The following is a 23,334-nucleotide window of genomic DNA, read 5'->3' as shown; positions in this document are numbered from 1 at the left end:
ACCTCTCCAGTCTGGGCCGGTTCCGCGGCTTTCACGAACGCTTCCGGCTTCCACCCACACCCGAACCGGACAACCCGGCCGTCCCAGATGCGTAGTTGCGCAGTTTATTGTGGTCCTACGGATGCCGTGCGGTGTGAAACGCCCCGCTGATCGAACCGTTTCGGCGCCGCGGCTGGACGAGGTGAGTGTGATGCGTGGTGACGGCGACGGGTGGTCGGCCGGTGTGAACGGCCAGCGGCACTGGGGCCGCTTCGGCGCCGCCGGGCTGCTGTTGCGCGCGCCCGTCGCCGGCGGCGGTTCCGCTGTGCTGCTGCAACATCGGGCCCCGTGGAGTCATCAGGGCAATACCTGGGCGCTTCCGGGCGGAGCCAGGGACAGTCATGAGACGGCGGTGCACGCCGCGGTGCGCGAGGCCTGGGAGGAGGCGGGGATCCACGCCGCCGATGTCACCGTGCGCGCCGAGCGGATCACCGCGTCGGCGCCCAGCGGCTGGACCTATACCACCGTCATCGCCGATGCGGTGCTGACGCTGCCGACCAAGCGCAACCGCGAATCCGCCGCGCTGGCCTGGGTTCCCGAGGACGAGGTCGAATCCCGCGCGCTGCATCCGGGTTTCGCGGTGGCCTGGCCGCTGCTGCGCGCGACGCCCGCCCGCATCCGCCTGACCGAACCCGTCGAGCCGCATTCGCTCGCAAAGGCGTTGCCGCGCACCGTCGACCTGGCGGACGAGGGTTTCTTCTGGCTGCACGACGATCCCGATGGGCCGGGGCCAGAGTTGGAACTGACCGGCGAGCAGCTGCTGGGTTAGCCGTATCTCGGCCGTGCGTGGGTCCTGCCGATGACTGCGTCCATCAACCGTTGGCGAGCAGTGCGGCCTTGAGTTCCCGTGCCGCGGCCTGCGGATCGTCGGCCTGGGTGATGGCACGGACTACGACGATGCGGGTGGCGCCCGCGGCGAGCACCTCCGGCACGCGCGCGATATCGATGCCGCCGATGGCGAACCATGGCAGGGTCGGGTGCGCGTCGGCGGTGGAGCGGACCAGGTCTATGCCCGCGGCTTGGCGACCGGGTTTGGTAGGGGTGCCCCAGATGGGTCCGGTGCAGAAGTAATCGATGTGTTCCTCGATGGCGGCGAGCCCGGCCTGCGCCCGATTGTGGGTCGACCGGCCGATCACCACGTCCGGGCCGACGATTTGGCGGGCATACCACGGCGGCAGATCGCCCTGTCCCAGATGCAGCACGTCCGCGCCCGCGGCGAGCGCGATATCGGCGCGATCGTTCACCGCCAGCAGCGCGCCGTGCCTGCGGGCGGCCGCCTTCAGCTCGGCGAGCGCGCCCAACTCGGCGCGCGCCTCGAGCGGGCCGAATTTCGCCTCGCCCGGCGATCCCTTGTCCCGCAGCTGGATGATGTCCACCCCACCGGCGAGCGCGGCCTCGGCGAACTTCGCCAGGTCGCCCTTTTCGCGTCTGGCGTCGGTACATAGATAGAGCCGCGCGTCCGCCAGGCGTTGCCTGGGGGATACGGATCGGTAGGGGTGGGACGGTTGCACGTCCATGACCGTAGCCGCGCTACCGTGGGGATGCGAACAGGCGGCGATCGAGATCGCCGCGCGCGGAGCGAGCTCGCCCCGCCGGTTGGGCGCACACGAGTACAGAGGTGAGGAACGAATGCGGACTGTTGCCGTCGTCGGTGGCGGCGCGATCGGGCTGGCGGTGGCCTGGCGGGCCGCGACGCGGGGCTGGTCGGTCACGCTCTTCGATCCGGCCGTCGGTTCGGGGGCCTCCTGGGTGGCGGGCGGCATGCTCGCGCCGCTTTCGGAGGGCTGGCCCGGTGAGGACCGGGCGCTCGAATTCGGTGCCGCCTCGCTGGCGCGCTGGCCGGAATTCGCCGAAGAGATCCGGCGGGCAACGGATGTCGATGTTTTCGTCGCCGATGCGACGGTGTTGGTCGCGCTGGACGCCGCCGACGCCGCCGACCTGCACACGATCGCCGACTGGGTCGGCGCCCGCGGCCACGAGTTGCGGCTGCTCGACCGGGCCGGGGTGCGCGCGCTGGAGCCGTCGCTGGCCCGCACCGTCCGCGCCGGACTGCTGGCCCCCGCCGAACCGGCCATCGACAATCGGAAGCTGGTCACCGCGCTGCGGCAGGCGGCGGAACAGGTCGGCGTCGAGTTGCGGGCCGAAACGGTCGAATCGCTCGACCAGTTGCCGCACGACCAGATCGTTCTCGCCGCGGGTGCGGCCTCGGCCCGGCTGTGGCCGGGTCTGCCGGTCCGCCCGGTGAAGGGGGAGATCCTGCGCCTGCGCCGCAGGCCGGGTTCGCCGCCGCCGCCCGCGCGGGTGATCCGGGCCAGGGTGCACGGCAGACCGGTTTATCTGGTGCCGCGCGCGGACGGCATCGTCGTCGGCGCGACGCAGTACGAGGCGGGTTTCGACACCGCCGTCACCGTCGCGGGCGTGCGCGACCTGATCGCCGACGCCGAGGCCATCGTGCCCGGTATCGGCGAATACGAACTGGCCGAGGCGAGCGCGGGTTCGCGTCCGGGCAGTCCGGACAATCTGCCGCTGATCGGCCGGCTGTCCGACCGGGTTGTCGCGGCCACCGGACACGGACGCAACGGCATGCTCGCCGTCCCGCTCACCGCCGACGCGGTGCTGGCCGTACTCGCCGGATCGGCGCTGCCGGAGGCGGAAGCGGCCGATACCCAACGTCTTTCGTTATCCACAGGAGGTATTCGATGAGTGCCACGGCCATCCCGATCGGGATCACCGTCAACGGACGCGAGCACGAGTTCGCCGAATCGCTGACGGTACGTGAGCTTTTGACGCGGCTCGAGCTGCCGACACAGGGTGTCGCCGTCGCGGTGGACGGCGCGGTGTTCCCGAAGTCGCGCTGGGACGAGCCGGTCGGGCGCGGTTGGGCGATCGAGGTTTTGACGGCGGTGCAGGGTGGCTGAGGACGTATTCCGGATCGCCGACCGGGAATTCGGCTCGCGGCTGATCATGGGCACCGGCGGCGCGGACAATCTCGCCGTGCTGGAGGAGGCGCTGCTGGCCTCGGGCACCGAGCTGACCACGGTCGCGATGCGCCGGGTCGATGCCGTCGGCGGCACCGGTGTGCTGGAACTGCTGAAGCGCCTTGGCATTTCGCCGCTGCCGAATACCGCCGGCTGTCGCACGGCGGCCGAGGCGGTGCTCACCGCGCGGCTGGCCGCCGAGGCGCTCGACACCAACTGGGTGAAGCTGGAGGTGATCGCCGACGAGCGAACCCTGCTGCCCGACCCGATCGAATTGCTCAGCGCCGCCGAACAATTGGTGGACGCGGGCTTCACCGTGCTGCCGTACACCACCGACGATCCGGTGCTGGCCCGCCGCCTGGAGGACGCGGGTTGCGCGGCGGTGATGCCGCTCGGCGCGCCGATCGGCACCGGCCTGGGCATCGGCAATCCGCACAATATCGAGATGATCGTCGCGGCGGCGGGCGTCCCGGTCATCCTCGACGCCGGTATCGGGACCGCCAGCGACGCCGCGCTTGCGATGGAACTCGGTTGCTCGGCGGTGCTGTTGGCGACCGCCGTGACCCGGGCCAAGGAACCGGCGCTGATGGCCGCCGCGATGGCCGACGGCGTGCGCGCGGGCCGACTCGCCCGGCGAGCCGGACGCATTCCGAAACGTTTCTGGGCACAGGCCTCGTCACCCTCGCTTTGACGGGTTCGCAGGTCACCGCCTCAGGGGAAGATTCGGGGCTCCGGTCATACTCGAGGATGACCGAACTCGACACCTTCTAGTGACGCGCGCGCGGCCTTTTTACGGAATGCTTGGCGGCATGATCGAGCTGAGAGGCCTGACCAAACACTATGGCCAGACCGTCGCGGTTCAGGATCTGTCCTTCACCGTTCGCCCCGGACAGGTGACTGGCTTCCTGGGGCCGAACGGCGCTGGTAAATCGACCACCATGCGGATGATCCTCGGCCTGGACAAGCCCACCGCGGGCACCGCGCTCATCCAGGGCAAGCCGTATTCCGAGCTGGAGCATCCGCTGCGCACCGTCGGCGCGCTGCTCGACGCCAAGTGGGTGCATCCGAACCGGTCGGCGCGGGCGCATCTGCAGTGGCTGGCCGCGTCCAACGACATCCCCGCCACGCGTGTGGAAGAGGTGCTGCGGCTGGTCGGCCTTTCCGAGGTGGCGAACAAGGGCGCGGGCGGTTTCTCGCTCGGCATGTCGCAGCGGCTCGGCTTGGCGGGCGCGCTGCTCGGTGACCCGCAGGTGCTGCTGTTCGACGAGCCGGTCAACGGCCTGGACCCTGAGGGCATCCTGTGGATCCGCCGGTTCATGCAGCGGCTGGCGTCCGAGGGTCGCACCGTGTTGGTGTCCAGCCATCTGCTCTCCGAAATGGCTTTGACCGCTGAACATCTCGTCGTCATCGGCCGCGGGCAGCTGATCTCCGATTCCACCACACAGGAATTCGTCGAGCGCGCTTCGGAATCGACGGTGCGCGTGCGCAGTCCGCAGCTGGATCAGCTGCGCAGCCTGCTCACCTCCAACGGTATGACGGTGCGCGAGGTCGGCGACGGCCAGGACGGTCCCGCGCTGGTCGTCGCGGGGGTCACCAGCGACGCGGTCGGAAAACTGGCCGGCGCCAACGACATCACGCTGTACGAGCTCGCGCCGCAGCGTGCCTCGCTGGAGGAGGCGTTCATGCGGTTGACCGGTGGTGCGGTGCAGTACCACGGTGAGGGGTTCGATCAGGTGATGGGAGGTGCCCTCTGATGGGCGTATTGGCCGCGGAACGCATCAAACTCACCTCCACCCGCTCGCCCTGGTGGTGCACGGCGCTGACGGTGGTGTTCGCGCTCGGGATTTCGGCGCTGTTCGGTCTGTTGCTGAACGTCTCGCGCAGCGCGTGGGAGAAGGATCCCTCGATCGCCACCGAACCGCCGCGTGCGGTGAACGGCCTTGCCGTGATCGGCATCACCGGCGCGGGCGGCATTCCCGGCTTCGGCTACATCCTGATCATGATCCTGGCCGCGCTCGCGATCACCAACGAATACCGTTTCGGCACAATCAAAGCCACCTTCCTGGCGATGCCGAAGCGGACCCCGGTGCTGGTGACCAAGGCGAGCATGATCGCGGTGGGCGGCGCGCTGCTCTCGGCGGTGCTGACCTTCCTGAGCTTCTTCATCCTGCAGGCCGTCACCACGGCCGAGGTCGGCCGGGAGCTGAGCCTGGCGCACGGTGAGTTGGACATCTTCTACAAGGTCCCGATCTTCGTCGCCCTCACGGTATTCCTGGCGGTCGCGGTCGGCACGCTGCTGCGGCAGTCGGCGGGCGCGCTCTCGCTGCTGATCGTGTGGCCGGTGCTGATCGAACCGATCGTCGGGGCGTTCGGCAAGTACGGCAAGAACATTCAGGTGTTCCTGCCCTTCGAGAACGCGGGCCGCTTCCTCGGCACGGTGCCGGATTCCAGCTACTGGCACTGGGGTCCGTGGGCCAGCCTGATCTACTTCGCGGCCATTGTCGCCATCGTCTTCGGCGCCGCGCTGTTCGTGGTGAACAAGCGCGACGCATGAGGTGAGCTGACCCGAGTAGCCCTCCCTCGCCACTCGGGTTGTGGATACCGGCCTTGTCGGGAGGTGCGGTATCCGGCCACCGCCAGCCACTGCCCGGCGGCGGTGTGAACTATCGGCCCGGTGTGATCCCCTTCGCACCGGGCCGGTGGTGTACCCGGCAGGTAAACATCAGAACAACTCCGGCCGAGTGTGATCGGGATCGCTTCCAATCGGTAATGGCCATCACTAACCTGGCTGCCAGCAACCATCGTGTTATCCATCGGCGGACCCAAGGACGTGTTCGCTCCGCCCGATGAGAGGTGCAAGGTGGCGATCATTGGTAACGAGCCGACCGTAGATCGGCTGCGATACGCTCGGGACGTGACCCGTACCCCTTCCGGCGGCGCTGATTCCGGCCCCGCGCCGGAGGACGAAAATGGTGTGCCGCCCGAGGTGGTCATCCCGCTGGTGCCCGCCGATACGCCGGAGCCGCGCCGCCGGACCGGGCTCGGCAGGCGGCCGGGACAGCTCTCCGCGTTGATGAATGCCGCCGGGCAGCGCCCCGATCTGATCGGTGTGCTGCGCAAGGGACGTGAGCTACTGCCCGGCGATCCGTCATTCGGCGATCCGCTGTCGGTGACCGGACCCGGCGGCGCCCGCGCGGTCGCGCGCGCCGCGGACAAATTGGTCGGTGATACCCCTAGTGCGGCGCGTGAGATCGGCTTCGGCGCACTGCAGGTCTGGCAGGCGATGCTGGAGCGGATGGGCCGAGGCAAAGGTAGCCAAGAGATAACTGTCATGTTCACCGATCTGGTGGCGTTCTCCAGCTGGTCGCTCTCCGCGGGTGACGAGGCGACACTCGACCTGCTGCGCCGGGTGGCCAAGGCTGTCGAACCGCCGATCGCCGAGCGCGGCGGTCAGGTGGTCAAGCGAATGGGCGACGGCGTGATGGCCGTCTTCCCGTCGGCCGATCGCGCGGTGCGCGCCGCGATGGCGGCGAAGAGCAATTTGTCCGGCGTCGACTACCGCGGCTATCGGCCGCAGATGCGGATCGGTTTGCACACCGGCTCGCCCCGGGAGATCGGCGGCGATTGGCTGGGCGTCGACGTCACCATCGCCGCGCGGGTGATGGAGTCGGCGGGCAACGGCAACACCATGCTCTCCGAATCGACGTTGCAGTCGCTGAAGCCGGAGACGCTCGCGGAGCTGGGCCTGGTGGCCAAACCGTATCGCCGCAGCTTCTTCGCCGCGCCGCTGAGCGGGGTGCCGGAGGATCTGCGGATCTTCCGGCTCTCGGAGAACTGAACTACTTCAGCCAGAGGAAGGCGCCGACAGCGGCGAGAACCGCGCATACGCCGAGTGCGATCGACAGCGGGCGCGCGGTTTTCCACGTCGTGTACGCCCCGCCGATGAGGAATCCGGCCAGGGCGAACAGGATGATTACCGCTGCGGTCACCCCTCGATTCTGCATGGCGTCTCATCTCGGTTTTTCGCGGCCCGGCGGCCTGTTGGAATAACAAGCACGCATGCTTGCTTTTTTCTCGGCTCGATGTGATGCTGGTCTCCGGAACGTGGACCACATCGGGGTGGCGGCGCTCGCCCCGGTCCAGCACAGGAGGCATACCCGCTGATGAGTACGCTGGCCGCCGACCCGGACCTGATCCGGATCGGCAACTGTTCCGGCTTCTACGGTGACCGATTCGGTGCGATGCGCGAGATGCTCGAAGGCGGGCGGCTCGATGTGCTCACCGGCGACTACCTCGCCGAGCTGACCATGCTGATCCTCGGCCGCGACCGGATGAAGGATCCGAGCCTCGGCTACGCGAAGACCTTCGTCCGCCAGATCGAGGACTGCCTCGGGCTGGCCCTGGAGCGCAAGGTGCGGATCGTCGCCAACGCGGGCGGCCTGAATCCGGCGGGGCTGGCCGAACAGCTGCGCAAGGTCGCCGCGGACCTCGGGCTGGACGCCAAGATCGCCTACGTCGCCGGCGACGATTTGACCGCGCGCGCAAGCGAACTGGGCCTCGGCACGCCGCTCGCCGCCAATGCCTATCTCGGGGCGTTCGGCATCGCGGCCTGCCTGGACGCCGGCGCCGATATCGTCGTCACCGGCCGGATCACCGACGCCTCGGTGGTCGTCGGCCCGGCCGCCGCGCACTTCGGTTGGGGCGCAACGGATTACGACCAGCTGGCCGGTGCGGTGGTGGCCGGGCACGTGATCGAATGCGGCACCCAGGCCACCGGCGGCAATTTCGCCTTCTTCACCGAAATCGCCGATCTCGGGCGGCCCGGCTTCCCCATCGCCGAAATCCGTAGGGACGGTAGCAGCGTCATCACCAAACACGATGGCACCGGCGGTGCGGTGACGGTGGATACCGTTGCGGCGCAACTGATGTACGAGATCCAGGGGGCGCGCTACGCCGGGCCGGACGTCACCGTGCGGCTGGACAGCATCCGGCTCGGCCAGGACGGCCCGGACCGGGTGTCGATCGGCGGCGTCATCGGCGAGGCGCCGCCGCCGCGGCTGAAGGTCTCGCTGAATACGCTCGGCGGCTTCCGCAACGAGATGGAATTCGTGCTCACCGGACTCGATATCGAGGCGAAAGCCGAACTGGCACAGCGGCAATTGGAATCCTGGCTGCCGGTGCGGCCCGCCGAACTGACCTGGACGCTGGCCCGGCTGGACCGGCCGGACGCCGAGACCGAGGAACAGGCCAGCGCGCTGCTGCGCTGCGTGGTGCGCGATCCGGATCCGAACCGGGTGGGCCGGGCGTTCTCGAACGTCGCGGTGGAACTGGCCCTGGCCAGCTACCCCGGCTGCACCTTTACCACCCTGCCCGGCAATGGATCTCCGTACGGGGTGTTCACGCCGGGCTATGTCGACGCGGCCGAGGTGCCGCATATCGCGGTGCTGCCGAACGGCGACCGGATCGATATCGCGCCCGCCGCGCAAACCCGAGAGCTGACCGAGGTTCCGGCGCCCCCGCTGCCGGAACCGTTGCCGCCGAGCGAAACCCGGCGCGCACCGCTGGGCGCCGTCGCCCTGGCCCGCAGCGGTGACAAGGGCGGCAACGCCAATATCGGCGTCTGGGTGCGCGACGACGACCAGTGGCGCTGGCTGGTGCACACGCTCACCGTCGCCCGGTTGAAAGAGCTACTGCCCGAGACGGCTTCGCTCACCGTCACCCGCCACATACTGCCCAACCTGCGCGCCGTGAACTTCATCGTCGAAGACATTCTCGGCCAGGGCGTCGCGTATCAGGCCAGATTCGATCCACAGGCCAAGGGACTCGGCGAATGGCTGCGGTCCCGTCACCTCGACATTCCGGTGGAGCTGCTGAAATGACTCAATTGTGGGATACGCCGGAACGGCGCGAATTACGGGCCACCGTAAGGGGTTTCGTAGACCGCGAGGTGCTGCCCTACCTCGACGAATGGGAGCGGGCCGGGGAGATCCCGCGCGAGCTGCACAAGAAGGCGGGCGCGCTCGGCCTGCTCGGCGCGCAATTCCCGGAATCGGCGGGCGGTTCCGGGGGCGACGGTGTCGACGCCATGATCGTCTGCGAGGAATTCCATCAGGCCGGCGCCTCCGGCGGACTGTTCGCCTCGCTGTTCACCTGCGGCATCTCGGTGCCGCACATCATCGCCTCCGGCAATGCCGCGCAGATCGAGCGGTGGGTGCGCCCGACGCTGGCCGGGGAGCGGATCGGGTCGCTCGCCATCACAGAACCCGATGGCGGATCGGATGTTTCGCATCTGCGCACCACCGCGCGTCGCGACGGCGACCACTACATCGTCAACGGCGCGAAGACCTACATCACCTCCGGCGTGCGCGCCGATTTCGTCGTCACCGCCGTGCGCACCGGCGGACCGAGCTCCGGTGGCATCTCGCTGCTCATCATCGACAAGGACACACCGGGTTTCACGGTCAGCCGCAAGTTGGAGAAGATGGGCTGGCTCGCCTCCGATACGGCCGAGCTGTCCTATGCCGACGTGCGGGTGCCGGTGGAAAACCTGGTCGGGCCGGAGAATTCGGGCTTCCTCCAGATCGCGGGCGCGTTCGTCAGCGAGCGGGTCGGCCTCGCGATACAGGCGTATTCGAGCGCGCAGCGCTGCCTGGACCTCACGCTGGAGTGGGTGCGCAGCCGGGAAACCTTCGGGCGCAAGCTGATCACCAGACAGGCCGTGCAGAACACGGTGACCGAGATGGCCCGGCGCATCGATGTCGCCCGCGTGTACACCCGGAGCGTGGTGCAGCGCGCCGCCGAGGGTGAAACCGATCTGATCGCCGAGGTGTGCTTCGCCAAGAACACCGCCGTCGAGGCCGGTGAATGGGTGGCCAATCAGGCCGTCCAGCTCTTCGGCGGCCTCGGCTATATGCGCGAGGTCGAGATCGAACGGCAGTACCGCGATATGCGAATCCTCGGAATCGGCGGTGGCACAACCGAAATCCTCACCGGCCTGGCCGCGAAACGATTGGGGTACCAGTCATGACAGCCTTGCGTAGCACGTTGGACTCGAACTCGGCGGACTACGCCGCGGCCGCGGAGGCGATGTCGGCCAAGCTGCGCGAGGTGGAGGCGGAATTCGCCAAGAATATCGCGGGCGGCGGCCCGGATAAGCTGGCCCGGCATCGCAAGCGCGGCAAGCTGACCGCGCGTGAGCGCATCGAACTGCTCATCGATGAGGATTCGCCGTTCCTGGAGCTGTGCCCACTTGCCGCCTGGGGCAGCGAATTCCACGTCGGCGCGAGCGTTATCGCGGGTATCGGCATCGTCGAGGGCGTCGAATGCATGATTGTCGCACCGGATCCGACGGTGCGCGGCGGCACCTCGAACCCGTGGACGCTGCGCAAGAACCTGCGGATGAACGATATCGCCAGGGAGAACCGGCTGCCGGTGATCGGTCTCGTCGAATCCGGCGGCGCCGACTTGCCGACGCAGAAAGAGGTTTTCGTACCCGGCGGGCGGATGTTCCGCGACCTGACCCGGCTCTCGGCCGAGGGCGTGCCGACCATCGCGCTGGTGTTCGGCAATTCGACCGCGGGCGGGGCGTACATCCCGGGCATGTCCGACTACACGGTGATGATCAAGGAACGTTCCAAGGTGTTCCTCGGCGGTCCGCCGCTGGTCAAGATGGCCACCGGCGAGGAGTCCGACGACGAATCGCTCGGCGGCGCGGATATGCATGCCAGAGTTTCGGGCCTGGCCGATTATCTGGCTGTCGACGAGCAGGACGCGATTCGCATCGGGCGCTCGATCATCAAGCGGCTCAACTGGAAAAAGCAGGGGCCCGCGCCGCGCGGTGCGGTGGCCGAGCCGCTTTTCGACCAGGAGGAGTTGCTCGGCATCGTGCCGTCGGATCTGCGGATCCCGTTCGATCCGCGCGAGGTGATCGCCAGGATCGTCGACGGCTCGGATTTCGACGAGTTCAAACCGCTCTACGGCGGCAGCCTGGTCACCGGATGGGCCGAGCTGCACGGGTATCCGGTGGGCATTCTGGCCAACGCACGCGGCGTGCTGTTCTCCGAGGAGTCACAGAAGGCCACCCAGTTCATCCAGCTGGCGAACCAGTCGAATACGCCACTGCTGTTCCTGCACAACACAACCGGCTACATGGTCGGCAAGGAGTTCGAGCAGAAGGGCATCATCAAACACGGCGCGATGATGATCAACGCGGTATCGAATTCGAAGGTGCCGCATATTTCGGTGCTCATGGGCGCCTCGTACGGCGCGGGCCACTACGGCATGTGCGGGCGGGCCTACGATCCGCGCTTCGTCTTCGCCTGGCCCAGTGCGAAATCCGCCGTCATGGGCGGCGCTCAGCTGGCCGGTGTCATCTCGATCGTGAGCCGGGCCGCCGCCGAATCGCGGGGCCTGCCGTTCGACGAGGAGGCCGATGCGGGCATGCGCGCCATGGTGGAGGCACAGATCGAGGCCGAATCGCTGCCGATGTTCATGTCGGGGCGGCTGTACGACGACGGGGTGATCGATCCGCGCGATACCAGGACGGTGTTGGGAATGGCGTTGTCCGCCATCCACAATGCCCCGATCAAGGGCGCCGAGGGCTTCGGCGTCTTCCGGATGTGAGGCCAATATGACAGCATCGCGTAGCGATTCGGTGGGGGGCGGTGGCCGGGCGACGGGTGGGCCGATATCGACTGTGTTGGTTGCCAACCGCGGCGAGATCGCGCGACGGGTGTTCACCACCTGCCGCCGCATGGGTTTGAGCACCGTCGCGGTGTATTCCGACGCGGATGCCGCGGCCCCGCACGTCACGGAAGCCGATGCTGCCGTTCGGCTTCCGGGCAATACCCCGGCCGAGACCTATCTGCGCGGCGATCTGGTGATCGAGGCCGCGCTCGCGGCGGGCGCCGACGCCATCCACCCCGGATACGGATTCCTTTCCGAGAACGCGGATTTCGCGCGGTCGGTGCAGGCGGCGGGACTGGTGTGGATCGGGCCGCCGGTGGCGGCGATCGAGCAGATGGGCTCCAAGGTCGCCTCGAAGAAGCTGATGGACGCCGCCGGTGTTCCGGTGCTGGCCGAACTGGATCCGGCCGAGGTGACGGCGGCGCAGCTGCCGGTGTTGATCAAGGCGTCGGCGGGTGGCGGCGGGCGCGGTATGCGGGTGGTGCGCGATCTCGCCGAGTTGAACGACCAGATCGAGGCCGCGCGTAGGGAGGCCGAATCCGCGTTCGGCGATCCCACGGTCTTCTGCGAGCGCTATCTCGAGACCGGGCGGCATATCGAGGTCCAGGTGATGGCCGACGCGCACGGCACCATCTGGGCGGTCGGCGAGCGCGAATGTTCGATTCAGCGCAGACATCAGAAGGTGGTCGAGGAGGCGCCGTCGCCGCTCGTCGAGCGCATCGAGTCCATGCGCGAGCGGTTGTTCGACGCGGCGCGGTTGGCCGCGGGCGCGATCGGCTACACCGGTGCGGGCACGGTCGAATTCCTGGCCGACGAGCAGGGCGATTTCTTCTTCCTGGAGATGAATACCCGTCTGCAGGTGGAACATCCGGTCACCGAATGCACCACGGGGCTCGATCTGGTGCGGTTGCAGCTGACGGTCGCCGACGGCGGCGCGCTACCCGCCGAACCGCCCGCCATGCGCGGTCATTCGATCGAGGTCCGGCTGTACGCCGAGGATCCGGCGCACGAGTGGCAGCCGCAGAGCGGCATCGTTCATCGCATCGATATCCCCTCGGTGACAACGGAATTCGATCTTCTGGACCGGCCCGGCGTGCGTCTGGATTCGGGTGTCGTCGACGGTTCGGCGGTCGGCGTGCACTACGACCCGATGCTGGCCAAGGTCATCTCCTACGCCGAAACCCGCGCCGAGGCGGCGCGTTTGCTCGCCAACGCATTGCATCGGGCGAAGCTGCACGGCCTGGTGACCAACCGGGATCTGCTGGTCCGGGTGTTGCGTCATCCGGCCTTCCTGGCGGGCGATACCGATACCGCCTTCTTCGAGACACACGGATTGTCCACTATCGCAGCACCTTTGGTCTCCGAGGGTGATGAGGCGCTGTCCATCGTCGCGGCCGCGCTCGCCGATGCCGCGGCGAATCGCGGTGCCGCCCGCGTCGGCGGTGGTCTGCCGAGTGGCTGGCGTAACCTCCCGTCGCAGTCGCAGGTGAAGCTGTACGAGAGCCGGACGAGCGGAGTGCACGAGGTCGGTTACCGATTCACCCGCGGCGCGGTGGCGGTGGACGGGCACGACGGGCTCGAACTCATCGAATCCGCGCCGACCACAGTGGTTTTCGCGGTGCCGGGGGAAAGAGGCCCGGTCCGTAGACAATTCGAAGTGGCCCGCTACGGCGATCTGGTGTGCGTCGACTCGCCGCTCGGCCCGGTGAGCGCGCGCAGGCTGCGGCGCTTCAGCGACCCGGCGGATCAGGTGGCCACCGGATCGTTGCTCGCGCCGATGCCCGGCAGCGTGATCCGGCTCGGCGCGCAGGTCGGCGCGCCGGTGGCGGCCGGACAGCCGATTTTGTGGCTGGAGGCGATGAAGATGGAGCACACCATCGCCGCGCCCGCCGCGGGCGTGCTGACCGCACTGAACGTCACCGTCGGCCAGCAGGTCGACGTCGGCACCGTACTCGCGGTGGTCGAACCCGTCGAAACCGTCGAACCCGCCGCAAATTAGGAGATACCGATGAGCTTCATCGAAACCGAAGAGCAGAAGGCGCTGCGGTCCGCGGTGGCCGCGCTCGCCGCCAAATTCAACTACCGCGACTACGTGCTGCCCAAGGCGCGCAAGAACGAGCCGCTCACCGAATTGTGGGACGAGGCGGGCAAACTCGGCTTTCTCGGGGTGAACCTGCCGGAGGAATACGGCGGTGGCGGCGCGGGCATGTACGAGCTGTCGCTGGTGATGGAGGAGCTTTCGGCCCACGGCGCGGGCCTGCTGCTGATGGTGGTGTCCCCGGCCATCTGCGGCACCATCATCACCAAATACGGCACCGACGAGCAGAAGCGGCGCTGGCTGCCGAAGCTCGCCGACGGTTCCGGCAAGATGGTTTTCGGCATCACCGAACCCGATGCGGGCTCCAATTCGCATCAGATCACCACCACCGCGCGCCGCGATGGCGACGACTGGATCCTCAACGGCCGCAAGATCTTCATCTCCGGCGTCGATCAGGCCGAGGCGGTGCTGATCGTCTCGCGCACCGAGGATCACAAGACCGGCAAGCTCAAGCCCGCGCTGTTCATCGTGCCGACCGATGCCCCCGGCTTCCACAAGACGCCGCAGGAAATGGACATCATCGAGCCGGACCATCAGTTCACGCTGTTCCTCGACGATGTGCGGCTGCCGTCGGATGCCTTGGTCGGCAAGGAGGATGCCGCGCTGATGCAGCTGTTCGCCGGCCTGAATCCGGAGCGCATCATGGGTGCGGCGATGGCGGTGGGCATGGGTCGCTACGCCATCGAGCGGGCCGTCGAATACGCCAGGGAGCGGCAGGTGTGGAAGACGCCGATCGGTGCGCACCAAGGCATTTCGCATCCGCTGGCTCAGGTGAAGATCGAGGTGGAGCTGGCCAAACTGATGATGCAGAAGGCCGCGACGCTCTACGACGCCGGTGACGAGATGGGTGCCGCCGAGGCCGCGAATATGGCGAAATACGCTGCGGCCGAGGCCAGTATCAAGGCGCTCGATCAGGCCATCCAGACGCACGGCGGTTCCGGCCTCACCCGCGAATACGGCCTGGCGGCCATGCTCGCCGCGGCCAGGATCGGCCGGATCGCGCCGGTGAGCCGGGAGATGGTGCTCAACTTCGTCGCGCAGTACTCACTCGGCCTGCCCAAGTCCTACTAGGAGTCGCCATGACGCAGAACGGCACCGCGCCGTATATCCGGTATGAGGTCGAATCCGGTTTCGCCACACTGACTTTCGATTCGCCGCACAATCGCAACGCGCTGTCGTCGAAATTGGTCGCCGAATTGATCGCCGGGCTGGACCGGGCGGCCGCGGACCCGTCGGTGCGCGGAATAGTGTTGGCGCACACCGGCAATACCTTCTGCGCGGGCGCGGATCTGAGCGAGGCGAGCAATGCCGACCCGGCCGTCGCCGCCGACGAGCGCACCAGGGTGATGATCGGCGTGCTGCGGCGGCTGGTCGAGATCCCCAAGCCGGTGCTCGCGCGGATCGATGGCAATGTGCGGGCGGGCGGCATGGGCATCGTGGCCGCCTGCGACATCGTGGTCGCGGGGCCCGCCAGCTCGTTCGCGCTCACCGAGGTGCGAATCGGCTTGGCGCCCTTCATGATTTCACTCACACTGCTGCCGAGGCTGGATGCCAGGGCCGCGAGCCGCTACTACCTGACCGGCGAGAAGTTCGGTCCCGAGGAGGCCGAGCGGATCGGCATGGTAACCGTCGCGGCCGACGATCCGGCGGCCGAGGTGGCCCGGCTGTGCGGCGAGCTGCGCAAGGGTTCGCCGCAGGGCTTGGCCGAGGCGAAACGGCTGGTGAACGCGGCCATACTGGCCGAATTCGATACCTCGGCCGAGGAGTTGGCCCGCCGCTCGGCCAGTTTCTTCGGCACGCCGGAAACCCAGGAGGGCATGCTCGCCTTCCTGCAGCGCCGTCCGCCGAGCTGGGCGGCCGAATCGGGCCGGGCAGAATAATCGTCATGGCGACACCCCACGAACCCAAGCAGGACCGCAGCCGGGCAACCCGGCAGCGGCTGCTGGAGGCGACCATCGACTGCCTGGCCGAAATGGGCTGGGCGGCGGCGACGGTCGCGGTGGTCGCCGAGCGGGCCGGGGTTTCGCGCGGTGCGGCGCAGCATCACTTTCCGACCAGGGAGGATCTGATCACCGCCGCGCTGGAGTACATGTTCGACACCAGAACGGCCCAAGCGAAGGAGGAGGCCGCGGCGGTCAATGCCGGCGCGGACGGCGTCGCGCGCACGGAGGCGGTGGTGGCCGGGCTGGTCGAGTCGTACACCAGCCCGCTGTTCAAGGCGGCGCTGCAGGTGTGGACGCACGCCGCCGCCGATCCGGCGCTGCGCGAGCGAATCGTGCCGCTGGAGGCCAAGTTCGGCCGCATCTCGCACCGCAGAGCGGTGGAGGCGCTCGGCGTCGACGACCGGGATCCGGTGACCCACCACCTGGTGCAGGCGACGCTCGATATGGCCCGCGGACTGGGCCTTGCCGATGTGCTCACCGACGACTCGACCCGCCGCAAGGACATCGTCCAGCAGTGGGCCGCGACATTGCATGCCGCGCTCAACACCCCGAATCGGGGACGGGACGGCTGAGGCACCCCAACATCGCGCGCAGCCCTAGTACGCGCCGACACCTGTTGGCGGGCCCACATGAGTGAACCACCGGGCGGCTTCGGCGGCATCGAGCACCTCGGTCAGCGCCAATTCACCCGGCATGCTGGGGAAAAACCGCCCGGCGGGCCAGTGATGCGGATAGGGCGCGGGATCGAGGACGAGCACCCGCATGCCCTCGGTCAGCGGGATATCGGCGGGCGTGCCCTCGTTCCAAACCCGGTTGCCGTCGGGGGCGTACATCAGGAACGACCCGATGGTCGGCACCATGTCCTCGGCATCCCGGCACGCCGCGACCGCCTCGGCGGACGGCGCGTATTCGCCGGTGACGTGCCCGCCGTTGATCAGCGCATCGGCCACCAGGGTGTGCAGCTGGAAGTTGTCGCCCATACCGGATATCCGCATGCGGTATCCCGTGCCGGTCGCACGGTGCAGCACGATGAGCGGTTCGTCATCGAGCACCTGTAGGGCGTACGCCGTGCACTTATCCCATTCGCCGCCGGCCTCGGCCAGTGCGTTGTTCCGGTCCAGCAGCGATTCCCGGATCGATGGTCCGCAGAGTTTGCGCACCGCGGCGTGCGAGAGCATGGCCATCGCGGCCCGCCGCCACTGCGGCAGCGTCCACCAGCACAGCGACGGGTAGGTCACGGCCAGCTCGGCCAGTTCCGATTCCGGATCTTCGAACGGATTCGCCTCGGGATCCGGCAGTTCCATATCGGGTTCCGAATGTTCCCGCCATGCCATGGCGAATGCGCGTGCCGCGGCGAGTGCCCTGTCCAGGTTGCCGAGCACCCGCGGTGCACAGGCCACCGGATCCGCGCCCTGTTCGACGCACGCGCCGACCAGCACCGCGATATGTCCGCGCATGGTTTCGGGGACGGTATCCAGCACGGCGGCGAGCCGCGGCCCGCCCTCGGCCCGCGTCGCCACGCTCGCCTCGTGATACGAGTCGATCAATTCCCCGTGTGCCCGCTGCATTTCGGATGCGTCGAGTGTCAACATCGCCCGCCCGTATTCGGCGATGGCGTCCAGAAAGCGGTCCTGCCCCAAACTCATTCCGGGCACGCTATCGACCGGTCGGGCCGTCGTCCAGACACGTGATCATGGGGCAAATCCGCATGTCGCGCCGGGATTCCAGCTATCTCACAGCTATGCTGACGCAACCACTGCGGCCGAATGCTCGGGACGGGAGTTCGATGCGGATTCGTCGACGCGATCTGCTCGCGCTCGCCGCCGCTGCCGCACTGCCGATGCCGGGTATCGCCCGCGCCGTCCCGCCGACCCCGCCGGCCGCGCCGCTCTGCAAGGACTTCCTGTGGGGCGTCGCCGCATCCGGATTCCAGACCGAAGGTCATGCGCCGGACAGCAACTGGACCCGCTACATCGCCTCCGGCGGCGCCGAGGACTACCGCGACTCCGTCGACTTCATGACGCGCTACCGGGCCGATATCGATCTGGCGGCCCGGCTCGGCGTGCAGGTGTATCGGATAAGCGTGGAATGGGCACGCGTACAACCACATCCGGTGGACTGGGACGAGGCGGCCTTCCGGTTCTACGACGATGTGATCGCCGCCATCGTCGCGGCCGGGATGCGGCCGATGCTCACCCTCGACCACTGGGTGTATCCGGGCTGGGCCTGGGACCGCGGCGGCTGGCGCAATCAGGGCATGGTCGAGGACTGGTTGGTGAACGCGCGAAAGGTGGTGAACCGCTACGCCGCTCGCGATCCGCTGTGGGTCACCTTCAATGAACCGGTCGCCTACATCGGCACCGAACTGCGCATCGGCGGCATTTCCGGAAATGAGGCGCCCGCGATGCTCGACCGAATCGCGCAGGCGCACAACGAAATCTACGACACCATCCACAGCAACCAGCCCGCCGCCATGGTGACGAGCAATATCGGCTACGTGGCCGGGGCCGAGACGCAGGTGAATCAGCCACTCGTGGACCGGATTTCGGCGAAGCTCGACTTCATCGGCGTCGACTACTACTTCGCGCCGCAATCCGAATCCGATCACGCGGTACAGGGCGGTGTCGCCGGTGTGCCGATGTGGGATCTGCAGTTGCAGCCGCAGGGGATCTACTACGCGTTGCGGCATTACGCGCACCTGTTTCCCGGCCGCCCGCTGTACGTGGTGGAGAACGGGATGCCCACCGAGAACGGCAAGCCGCGCGCCGACGGCTACACCCGCTCGGATCATTTGCGCGACACCGTGTACTGGCTACAGCGGGCGGTCGCGGAGGGGATGCACGTCATCGGCTACAACTACTGGAGCCTCACCGACAACTACGAATGGGGTAGTTACGCCCCGCGATTCGGGCTGTACACGGTGGATGTGGTGAACGACCCGGCCCTGGCCAGAAATCCCACCGACGCCGTCGCCGCCTACGCTCGCCTGATTCGCGACGGCGGCGTGCCCGCCGATTACCGCCCGGTCCGCCCGTCGCTCGACTGTGCCGCGCTGGATTCCGCCGACATCTGCGCCGAGACGCTGCCGCAGCCGTGAAAGGCTATCGGAGGCAGCCCGCTTCGCCGGGCGACGACCCGAATGCCGATCCGGCGCAGCGGTATCGAATCAGGAGGCTTGGCGGCCGGTGTGGGCGCGCGCGGTGGTCTTCCACGTCGCCACGGTCGAACTCAAACGTTCGATCCGCTTGACATCCAGACTGCCGCGCCAGGTTTCGAGAAAGTCGCCGACGAACTCCGCACGCGCCGACTCCGGCAACGACTCCATCCACGGGAAGACGAGCTTCAGGCGATCGTTCATTCTCGCGAGCATGACACCGCTCGCGTGACACGTCAAATCCCGGTCCCGCGTGTCGATTCCGTTCCGTGATATCCCGCCGTATACGGGCTGAGCTGCATATTCATGGGATGTCACACACGCGGTACTCACGTCGTCGTCTGGATGAGCGCGGCACACCGGCCGCAACGCGATAGCTGCGAGGAGTGGGAATCATGGCCGATAGCAAGGACATCGCCACCGAATTCTTCACCGCCGCCGCGGGTAATCTGCACGCGGCGGGCCAGCGGGCGGGCGTCGAGTCGATCGTCGCCGTATCCATCATCGGAATCGACGGCACCGTCGGCGGTTACAACGCCGCCAAACTGGCGCATGAAAGGGCACTGCTGGAAGGCCCGCTGCCGGTTCGGATCCTGCGCGCGGCACAATTCCACGAATTGGTCGAATTGATGCTGCGGTGGGGCACTCAGGGCGATGTGGGGTACCTGCCGAAGCAGCAGACCCAATTGGTCGCGGCGCGCACCGTCGCCGAGGCGCTGGTGGATCTCGCGACGGGTCCGGCGCCGACGACGCCGGACGGCGTCTTCCCCGAAATCGCCGGTCCCAAGGTGGAAACCATGGCCGGAGCGGCGGCGCTGCTCGCGGGCGCGCTCGGCGCGCCCGCCGAGGTGCGCGAGGTGAGCGACGAAAACAACCCGGACCGCGCGGTGTACGAGGACGGCAGGCTGCTGCCCGGTCCGCACGCGGTGCTCGCCGGACCGTCCTTCGCGGAATGGCTCGAGGCCACCTACCCGGCCGAGTGAAAGTCCGCACCGGCGCAATTCCCGCGCCGGTGCGGACTTTCCGGATAACTATTTGGTGACGGTCAGATCGTAAAGCGTGACGCCGTCCACCGTCGTGGCGGTGAAATGCTGTTCCACCCATTGCGAGATCGCCCGGCTGGTCGACGAACCGCCGAAGCCGAAATCGAATCCCTCCGGGCCGCCGCGATTGCCGCCGGCGATGTAGTAGTGGATCTTTCCCTGCGCCACATACTGTTCGAATTGCTCCAGCGTCGGCGAGGGATCGCTGCCGTTGAAGCCGCCGATCGGCATCACCGGCAGCTGAGTCGCCAGCTGGAAACCCGCCGCACTGTTCGAGCCGGTGGTCGCCGCGACCCAGGTGTACGCGCCGCCGTTCTGTTCCAACAGCCGCACCACCTGATCACTCGGTTTGCCCGCCTCGAGCAGGTTGCCGACCATGAAGCCCGCATCGGGGCGCATCATCGCGCCGGGACCGCCTGGCATGGGCTGTCCGCCATGCGAATTGCGGCCGCCGGGACCGTGCTGCATGCCGCCGGGTCCGGCGAAAGCGCCAGGCCTGCCGAACATTTCGCCGTTCATCCACGGCATCCTGCCGAACCGCTGCACATTCGGTCCCGCGCTGGGAATCGCGCCCGCGTGCGCGGTGGCGATGGTATCGACGACGTATGCGACCGGCCCGCCCAATCCGGCGAACGCGACCGCGAACGCCGAGACGATCGCCACTTTGCGCGGCGCGGGCAGCAGCACGGCGAGCGTGGCGAGCACCCCGACGACCAGCACGGCCCAGCGCAGCCACGGCACAAAGGTGCTGCTGCGGCTCAACAGCATCCAAGCGGTGGCCGTGGTCAGCGCCACCGCGAGCGCGATCGTCAGCCGGACCCACAGCCGCTCGCGCTCCCGCCAGAGCAGCACCGCACCGGCGCCGGTGAGCGCGGCGACCGCGGGCGCGAGTGCCACGGTGTAGTACTGGTGGAAGATGCCCGCCATGAAGCTGAACGTCAGGCCGGTCACCAAACCCCAACCGCCCCAGAGGATCAGCGCGGCGCGCCGCCGATCTGTGCGCGATGCCCTGCCGCACAACACCATTCCGGCCACCAGTGCCACCAGCGCGGCCGGGATGAACCAGGCGATCTGCCCACCCTGCGCCGGCTCGAACAGCCTGCCGATGCCGGGACTGCCCCACATACCGCCGCCGCGCATCGGCATATCGCCGCCGCCCGGACCGACGCTGCCGCGCTCGTTGCCGTTCAGACGGCCGAGCCCGTTGTAGCCGAGGGTGAGCTCCAGGATCGAATTATGTTGTGAGCCACCGATCCACGGCCGGGACGAGGTGGGCCACAGTTCGACGGCGAGCAGCCACCAGCCGGCCGCGGCCACCAGCGCCGCGCCCGCGGCGAACAGCTGTGCCACGCGCTTGCCGAGCTTCGGCGGCCCCGCGATCAGGTAGGTGAGCGCCAGCCCCGGCACCACCAGCAGCACCTGCAATTGCTTTGTCAGAAAACCGAATCCGACGAAGACGCCGGTGAGCACCAGCCAGCGCCAGCGTCCGTCCTCGACCGCGCGCCCCATCGCCCATGCCGCCGCGACCATCAGGAAAACCAGCAGCGCGTCCGGGTTGTTGAACCGGAACATCAGCGCCGCAACGGGAGTCACGGCGAAGAGCAATCCGGCCAGCAGTCCGGCCTCTGGGCCGAACGGCCGCCGCACGGTCGCCCACAGCAGCGCGACCGTCGCGACGCCGAGCAGCACCTCCGGCACCAGGATGCTCCAGCTGTTCAGCCCGAACGCCCGCACCGAGAGCTCCATCAGCCACAGCGACGCGGGCGGCTTGTCGACGGTGATGGAGTTGCCCGCATCGGAGGATCCGAAGAAGAACGCCTTCCAGGACACCGAACCGGCCTGCACCGCAGCGGAATAGAACGAGTTGGCCCAGCCGTTGGCGCTCAGGTTGATCAGGTAGGCGATGCCGGTGCCGAGCAGCAGTGCGGCCAAAGCCGGTAATTCCCAAGTGATTCGGCGTCGCGGTGCGGGTTCCGGTCCGGAGACGGTGGGCGGCGCGGCCAGCGCGGCCGTCATCGGTCACCCTCGCGGTTCACCTCGACGATCCGCGCACGGCGGGCGCCCGCGTTACGGAAGACCCAGCGCAGGCCCACGAATCGCAGCAGTGTGGCAAGGAGATTGGCCAGCACCAGCACGAAGAGCTCCAGATGCACCTCGGCCGCGGGCGCCCAGTGATGCAGCGCGAACAGTGAGCCGCTGGTGAGCGCGAGCCCGAAGCCGAAGATGAGCAGGCCCTGGAACTGATGCGACACCACATTGGCCGAGCCGCGCACCCCGAAGGTGAATGCCCGATTGGCCGCGGTATTGGCGATGGCGGTGGTGAGCAGGGCTAGGAAGTTCGCCGCCTGTGCGCCGGTAAATGGTTGCAGCACAAGGTAAAGCAGCAGATACGCGAGGGTGCTCAGCACGCCGACGATGGCGAAGCGCACGAGCTGGCCCACCATCCCGAGCGGCACGCCGGGCACCAGCGGTTCGCGCCCGACCGCCCGGCGCAGCTCGTCCAACGGCAGCGCACCGGTGTAGAGGGCGCGCAGCAGCCTGCCGATGCCGAGCAGATCCTTGCGCGCGGTGTCGACGATATCGACCCGGCTGTCCGGATCGTCGATCCAGTCCACCGGCACCTCGTGGATGCGCAACCCGGCCCGCTCGGCCAGGACCAGCAGTTCGGTGTCGAAGAACCATTCCCCGTCGCGCACCAGCGGCAGCAACTGCCTGGCCACCTCTGAGCGCATCGCCTTGAAACCACACTGCGCATCCGAGAAACGCGCGTGCAGTGAGGCCTTCAGCAGCAGGTTGTAGCAGCGGGAGATGATCTCGCGCTTCGGCCCGCGCACCACCCGGGAGGAGGAGCTGAGCCGGGTGCCGGTGGCCAGGTCGGAATGTCCGGTGATGAGCGGAGCCACCAGCGGCAGCAGCGCGTTCAGATCCGTTGACAGATCGACATCCATATAGGCGACCACCTGCGCGTCGGAGTGTTCCCACACCGCGCGCAGCGCCCGGCCCCGTCCTTTGGCGTCCAGGTGCACCACCCGCACGTTCTCGAATTCGTCGGCCAGCAGGTTCGCCACCTGGAGGGTGGCGTCGGTGCTCGCGTTGTCGGCGATGGTGATCCTGGCCGGGAATGGGAAGCCGTCCCGCAGGTACTCGTGCAGCCGACGAACGCAAACTCCGAGGTCGACTTCTTCGTTGTAGACGGGGATCACGACGTCGAGCACGGGCGTGATCACCGGTTTGGTTGATTCCGCCCGGTGCGTGGCGGTCGCGGCTTCGGTCATGGGATCAACCCTCGCGACCGACGCTGTCGCCGGGCTGGGCTTCAGCTGTGAGATTGCTGGGCGCCGCGCGCCGGGCCTGAGCTGGGAAGTCGTCATTTCGCCCGACCCGTATTCTCCGG

General features: G+C 68.0%; 22 protein-coding genes. 16 read left to right on the top strand and 6 right to left on the bottom strand.

All coding sequences use genetic code 11. From position 1 onward, the window contains the following. Window positions 1-190: 190 nt before the first annotated feature. Entirely contained in the window at window positions 191-808 is a 618-nt protein-coding gene (locus tag F5544_RS42785) for an NUDIX hydrolase (protein ID WP_167478408.1), read from the top strand. Between the two features lie 43 nt (window positions 809-851). Here F5544_RS42785 and thiE read toward each other — a convergent pair whose 3' ends face one another. Continuing rightward, window positions 852-1,556 carry a thiamine phosphate synthase gene (gene thiE, locus F5544_RS42780; RefSeq protein ID WP_167478407.1) on the bottom strand — a complete coding sequence of 235 codons (705 nt, stop codon included), beginning with the start codon at window positions 1,554-1,556 and terminating at the stop codon, window positions 852-854. Between the two features lie 112 nt (window positions 1,557-1,668). Here thiE and thiO point away from each other — a divergent pair, with 112 nt between their 5' ends. The 6 genes from thiO (at window position 1,669) to F5544_RS42750 (ending at window position 6,855) form a co-directional block, all read left to right on the top strand. Further along, the gene (gene thiO / locus F5544_RS42775; RefSeq protein ID WP_167478406.1) at window positions 1,669-2,742 is read left to right on the top strand and encodes a glycine oxidase ThiO; all 1,074 of its coding nucleotides are present in this window, start codon (window positions 1,669-1,671) and stop codon (window positions 2,740-2,742) included. Then, a complete protein-coding gene (gene thiS, locus F5544_RS42770; protein ID WP_167478405.1) occupies window positions 2,739-2,957 on the top strand; it encodes a sulfur carrier protein ThiS in 219 nt (72 codons plus the stop codon). Before thiO ends, thiS begins: the two co-directional genes overlap by 4 nt. Continuing rightward, entirely contained in the window at window positions 2,950-3,708 is a 759-nt protein-coding gene (locus F5544_RS42765; protein ID WP_167478404.1) for a thiazole synthase, read from the top strand. The genes thiS and F5544_RS42765 overlap by 8 nt, the downstream gene beginning before the upstream one ends. Before the next feature lie 118 nt (window positions 3,709-3,826). Beyond that, window positions 3,827-4,771, top strand: coding sequence for an ATP-binding cassette domain-containing protein (locus tag F5544_RS42760; protein WP_167478403.1), 945 nt, complete (start codon window positions 3,827-3,829; stop codon window positions 4,769-4,771). Continuing rightward, window positions 4,771-5,571, top strand: coding sequence for an ABC transporter permease (locus F5544_RS42755; protein ID WP_167478402.1), 801 nt, complete (start codon window positions 4,771-4,773; stop codon window positions 5,569-5,571). The genes F5544_RS42760 and F5544_RS42755 overlap by 1 nt, the downstream gene beginning before the upstream one ends. Before the next feature lie 519 nt (window positions 5,572-6,090). Continuing rightward, window positions 6,091-6,855: an adenylate/guanylate cyclase domain-containing protein gene (locus tag F5544_RS42750; protein ID WP_167479894.1), complete on the top strand. Its 765-nt coding sequence runs from the start codon at window positions 6,091-6,093 to the stop codon at window positions 6,853-6,855. Window position 6,856: 1 nt separating this feature from the next. Here the strand turns inward: F5544_RS42750 and F5544_RS42745 are convergent, their stop codons facing one another. Then, window positions 6,857-7,006 carry a hypothetical protein gene (locus tag F5544_RS42745; RefSeq protein WP_167471252.1) on the bottom strand — a complete coding sequence of 50 codons (150 nt, stop codon included), beginning with the start codon at window positions 7,004-7,006 and terminating at the stop codon, window positions 6,857-6,859. A gap of 174 nt (window positions 7,007-7,180) precedes the next feature. Here F5544_RS42745 and F5544_RS42740 point away from each other — a divergent pair, with 174 nt between their 5' ends. From F5544_RS42740 to F5544_RS42710, 7 genes are read left to right on the top strand one after another with little or no spacing between them, the layout of a single operon-like run. Beyond that, the gene (locus F5544_RS42740; protein WP_167478401.1) at window positions 7,181-8,896 is read left to right on the top strand and encodes an acyclic terpene utilization AtuA family protein; all 1,716 of its coding nucleotides are present in this window, start codon (window positions 7,181-7,183) and stop codon (window positions 8,894-8,896) included. Further along, on the top strand, window positions 8,893-10,044 hold the full coding sequence (locus tag F5544_RS42735; RefSeq protein ID WP_167478400.1) for an acyl-CoA dehydrogenase family protein: 1,152 nt from the start codon (window positions 8,893-8,895) through the stop codon (window positions 10,042-10,044). The genes F5544_RS42740 and F5544_RS42735 overlap by 4 nt, the downstream gene beginning before the upstream one ends. After that, window positions 10,041-11,639 carry an acyl-CoA carboxylase subunit beta gene (locus F5544_RS42730; protein WP_167478399.1) on the top strand — a complete coding sequence of 533 codons (1,599 nt, stop codon included), beginning with the start codon at window positions 10,041-10,043 and terminating at the stop codon, window positions 11,637-11,639. The genes F5544_RS42735 and F5544_RS42730 overlap by 4 nt, the downstream gene beginning before the upstream one ends. A gap of 7 nt (window positions 11,640-11,646) precedes the next feature. Further along, a complete protein-coding gene (locus F5544_RS42725) occupies window positions 11,647-13,701 on the top strand; it encodes an acetyl/propionyl/methylcrotonyl-CoA carboxylase subunit alpha (RefSeq protein WP_167478398.1) in 2,055 nt (684 codons plus the stop codon). A 9-nt stretch (window positions 13,702-13,710) separates the two neighbouring features. Next, complete coding sequence (locus F5544_RS42720) at window positions 13,711-14,871, top strand: acyl-CoA dehydrogenase family protein (RefSeq protein ID WP_167478397.1); 1,161 nt, start codon at window positions 13,711-13,713, stop codon at window positions 14,869-14,871. A gap of 8 nt (window positions 14,872-14,879) precedes the next feature. Further along, window positions 14,880-15,680: an enoyl-CoA hydratase family protein gene (locus tag F5544_RS42715; RefSeq protein WP_167478396.1), complete on the top strand. Its 801-nt coding sequence runs from the start codon at window positions 14,880-14,882 to the stop codon at window positions 15,678-15,680. Window positions 15,681-15,685: 5 nt separating this feature from the next. Continuing rightward, entirely contained in the window at window positions 15,686-16,315 is a 630-nt protein-coding gene (locus tag F5544_RS42710) for a TetR/AcrR family transcriptional regulator (protein ID WP_167478395.1), read from the top strand. Window positions 16,316-16,339: 24 nt separating this feature from the next. Here F5544_RS42710 and F5544_RS42705 read toward each other — a convergent pair whose 3' ends face one another. Continuing rightward, the gene (locus F5544_RS42705; protein WP_167478394.1) at window positions 16,340-17,389 is read right to left on the bottom strand and encodes a hypothetical protein; all 1,050 of its coding nucleotides are present in this window, start codon (window positions 17,387-17,389) and stop codon (window positions 16,340-16,342) included. A 140-nt stretch (window positions 17,390-17,529) separates the two neighbouring features. Here F5544_RS42705 and F5544_RS42700 point away from each other — a divergent pair, with 140 nt between their 5' ends. After that, window positions 17,530-18,840, top strand: coding sequence for a family 1 glycosylhydrolase (locus tag F5544_RS42700; protein WP_167478393.1), 1,311 nt, complete (start codon window positions 17,530-17,532; stop codon window positions 18,838-18,840). 69 nt (window positions 18,841-18,909) lie between these two features. Here the strand turns inward: F5544_RS42700 and F5544_RS42695 are convergent, their stop codons facing one another. Further along, entirely contained in the window at window positions 18,910-19,101 is a 192-nt protein-coding gene (locus F5544_RS42695; RefSeq protein ID WP_167478392.1) for a hypothetical protein, read from the bottom strand. A 191-nt stretch (window positions 19,102-19,292) separates the two neighbouring features. Here F5544_RS42695 and F5544_RS42690 point away from each other — a divergent pair, with 191 nt between their 5' ends. Further along, window positions 19,293-19,880, top strand: coding sequence for an SDR family oxidoreductase (locus tag F5544_RS42690; protein ID WP_174867522.1), 588 nt, complete (start codon window positions 19,293-19,295; stop codon window positions 19,878-19,880). A gap of 48 nt (window positions 19,881-19,928) precedes the next feature. On the opposite strand, the gene F5544_RS42685 is transcribed toward F5544_RS42690, so the two are convergent. Both F5544_RS42685 and F5544_RS42680 read right to left on the bottom strand, forming a co-directional pair. After that, complete coding sequence (locus F5544_RS42685; RefSeq protein ID WP_167478391.1) at window positions 19,929-21,956, bottom strand: glycosyltransferase family 39 protein; 2,028 nt, start codon at window positions 21,954-21,956, stop codon at window positions 19,929-19,931. Continuing rightward, a complete protein-coding gene (locus F5544_RS42680; protein WP_167478390.1) occupies window positions 21,953-23,215 on the bottom strand; it encodes a bifunctional glycosyltransferase family 2/GtrA family protein in 1,263 nt (420 codons plus the stop codon). Before F5544_RS42680 ends, F5544_RS42685 begins: the two co-directional genes overlap by 4 nt. Window positions 23,216-23,334 lie beyond the last annotated feature (119 nt).

It is taken from the genome of Nocardia arthritidis, assembly GCF_011801145.1.
Lineage (GTDB): Bacteria > Actinomycetota > Actinomycetes > Mycobacteriales > Mycobacteriaceae > Nocardia > Nocardia arthritidis_A.
This window is presented reverse-complemented; position numbering and strand designations above follow the sequence as displayed.

What these genes read in the sequence shown, in the direction of transcription:
- F5544_RS42760 (WP_167478403.1), top strand. Translation starts at nt 3,827, where the DNA reads ATGATCGAGCTGAGAGGCCTGACCAAACACTATGGCCAGACCGTCGCG.
- F5544_RS42755 (WP_167478402.1), top strand. Translation starts at nt 4,771, where the DNA reads ATGGGCGTATTGGCCGCGGAACGCATCAAACTCACCTCCACCCGCTCG.
- F5544_RS42785 (WP_167478408.1), top strand. Translation starts at nt 191, where the DNA reads ATGCGTGGTGACGGCGACGGGTGGTCGGCCGGTGTGAACGGCCAGCGG.
- thiS (WP_167478405.1), top strand. Translation starts at nt 2,739, where the DNA reads ATGAGTGCCACGGCCATCCCGATCGGGATCACCGTCAACGGACGCGAG.
- F5544_RS42700 (WP_167478393.1), top strand. Translation starts at nt 17,530, where the DNA reads ATGCGGATTCGTCGACGCGATCTGCTCGCGCTCGCCGCCGCTGCCGCA.
- F5544_RS42725 (WP_167478398.1), top strand. Translation starts at nt 11,647, where the DNA reads ATGACAGCATCGCGTAGCGATTCGGTGGGGGGCGGTGGCCGGGCGACG.
- F5544_RS42685 (WP_167478391.1), bottom strand. Translation starts at nt 21,956, where the DNA reads ATGACGGCCGCGCTGGCCGCGCCGCCCACCGTCTCCGGACCGGAACCC.
- thiO (WP_167478406.1), top strand. Translation starts at nt 1,669, where the DNA reads ATGCGGACTGTTGCCGTCGTCGGTGGCGGCGCGATCGGGCTGGCGGTG.
- F5544_RS42715 (WP_167478396.1), top strand. Translation starts at nt 14,880, where the DNA reads ATGACGCAGAACGGCACCGCGCCGTATATCCGGTATGAGGTCGAATCC.
- F5544_RS42735 (WP_167478400.1), top strand. Translation starts at nt 8,893, where the DNA reads ATGACTCAATTGTGGGATACGCCGGAACGGCGCGAATTACGGGCCACC.
- thiE (WP_167478407.1), bottom strand. Translation starts at nt 1,556, where the DNA reads ATGGACGTGCAACCGTCCCACCCCTACCGATCCGTATCCCCCAGGCAA.
- F5544_RS42695 (WP_167478392.1), bottom strand. Translation starts at nt 19,101, where the DNA reads ATGAACGATCGCCTGAAGCTCGTCTTCCCGTGGATGGAGTCGTTGCCG.
- F5544_RS42740 (WP_167478401.1), top strand. Translation starts at nt 7,181, where the DNA reads ATGAGTACGCTGGCCGCCGACCCGGACCTGATCCGGATCGGCAACTGT.
- F5544_RS42690 (WP_174867522.1), top strand. Translation starts at nt 19,293, where the DNA reads ATGGCCGATAGCAAGGACATCGCCACCGAATTCTTCACCGCCGCCGCG.
- F5544_RS42750 (WP_167479894.1), top strand. Translation starts at nt 6,091, where the DNA reads ATGAATGCCGCCGGGCAGCGCCCCGATCTGATCGGTGTGCTGCGCAAG.
- F5544_RS42710 (WP_167478395.1), top strand. Translation starts at nt 15,686, where the DNA reads ATGGCGACACCCCACGAACCCAAGCAGGACCGCAGCCGGGCAACCCGG.
- F5544_RS42705 (WP_167478394.1), bottom strand. Translation starts at nt 17,389, where the DNA reads ATGAGTTTGGGGCAGGACCGCTTTCTGGACGCCATCGCCGAATACGGG.
- F5544_RS42720 (WP_167478397.1), top strand. Translation starts at nt 13,711, where the DNA reads ATGAGCTTCATCGAAACCGAAGAGCAGAAGGCGCTGCGGTCCGCGGTG.
- F5544_RS42730 (WP_167478399.1), top strand. Translation starts at nt 10,041, where the DNA reads ATGACAGCCTTGCGTAGCACGTTGGACTCGAACTCGGCGGACTACGCC.
- F5544_RS42680 (WP_167478390.1), bottom strand. Translation starts at nt 23,215, where the DNA reads ATGACCGAAGCCGCGACCGCCACGCACCGGGCGGAATCAACCAAACCG.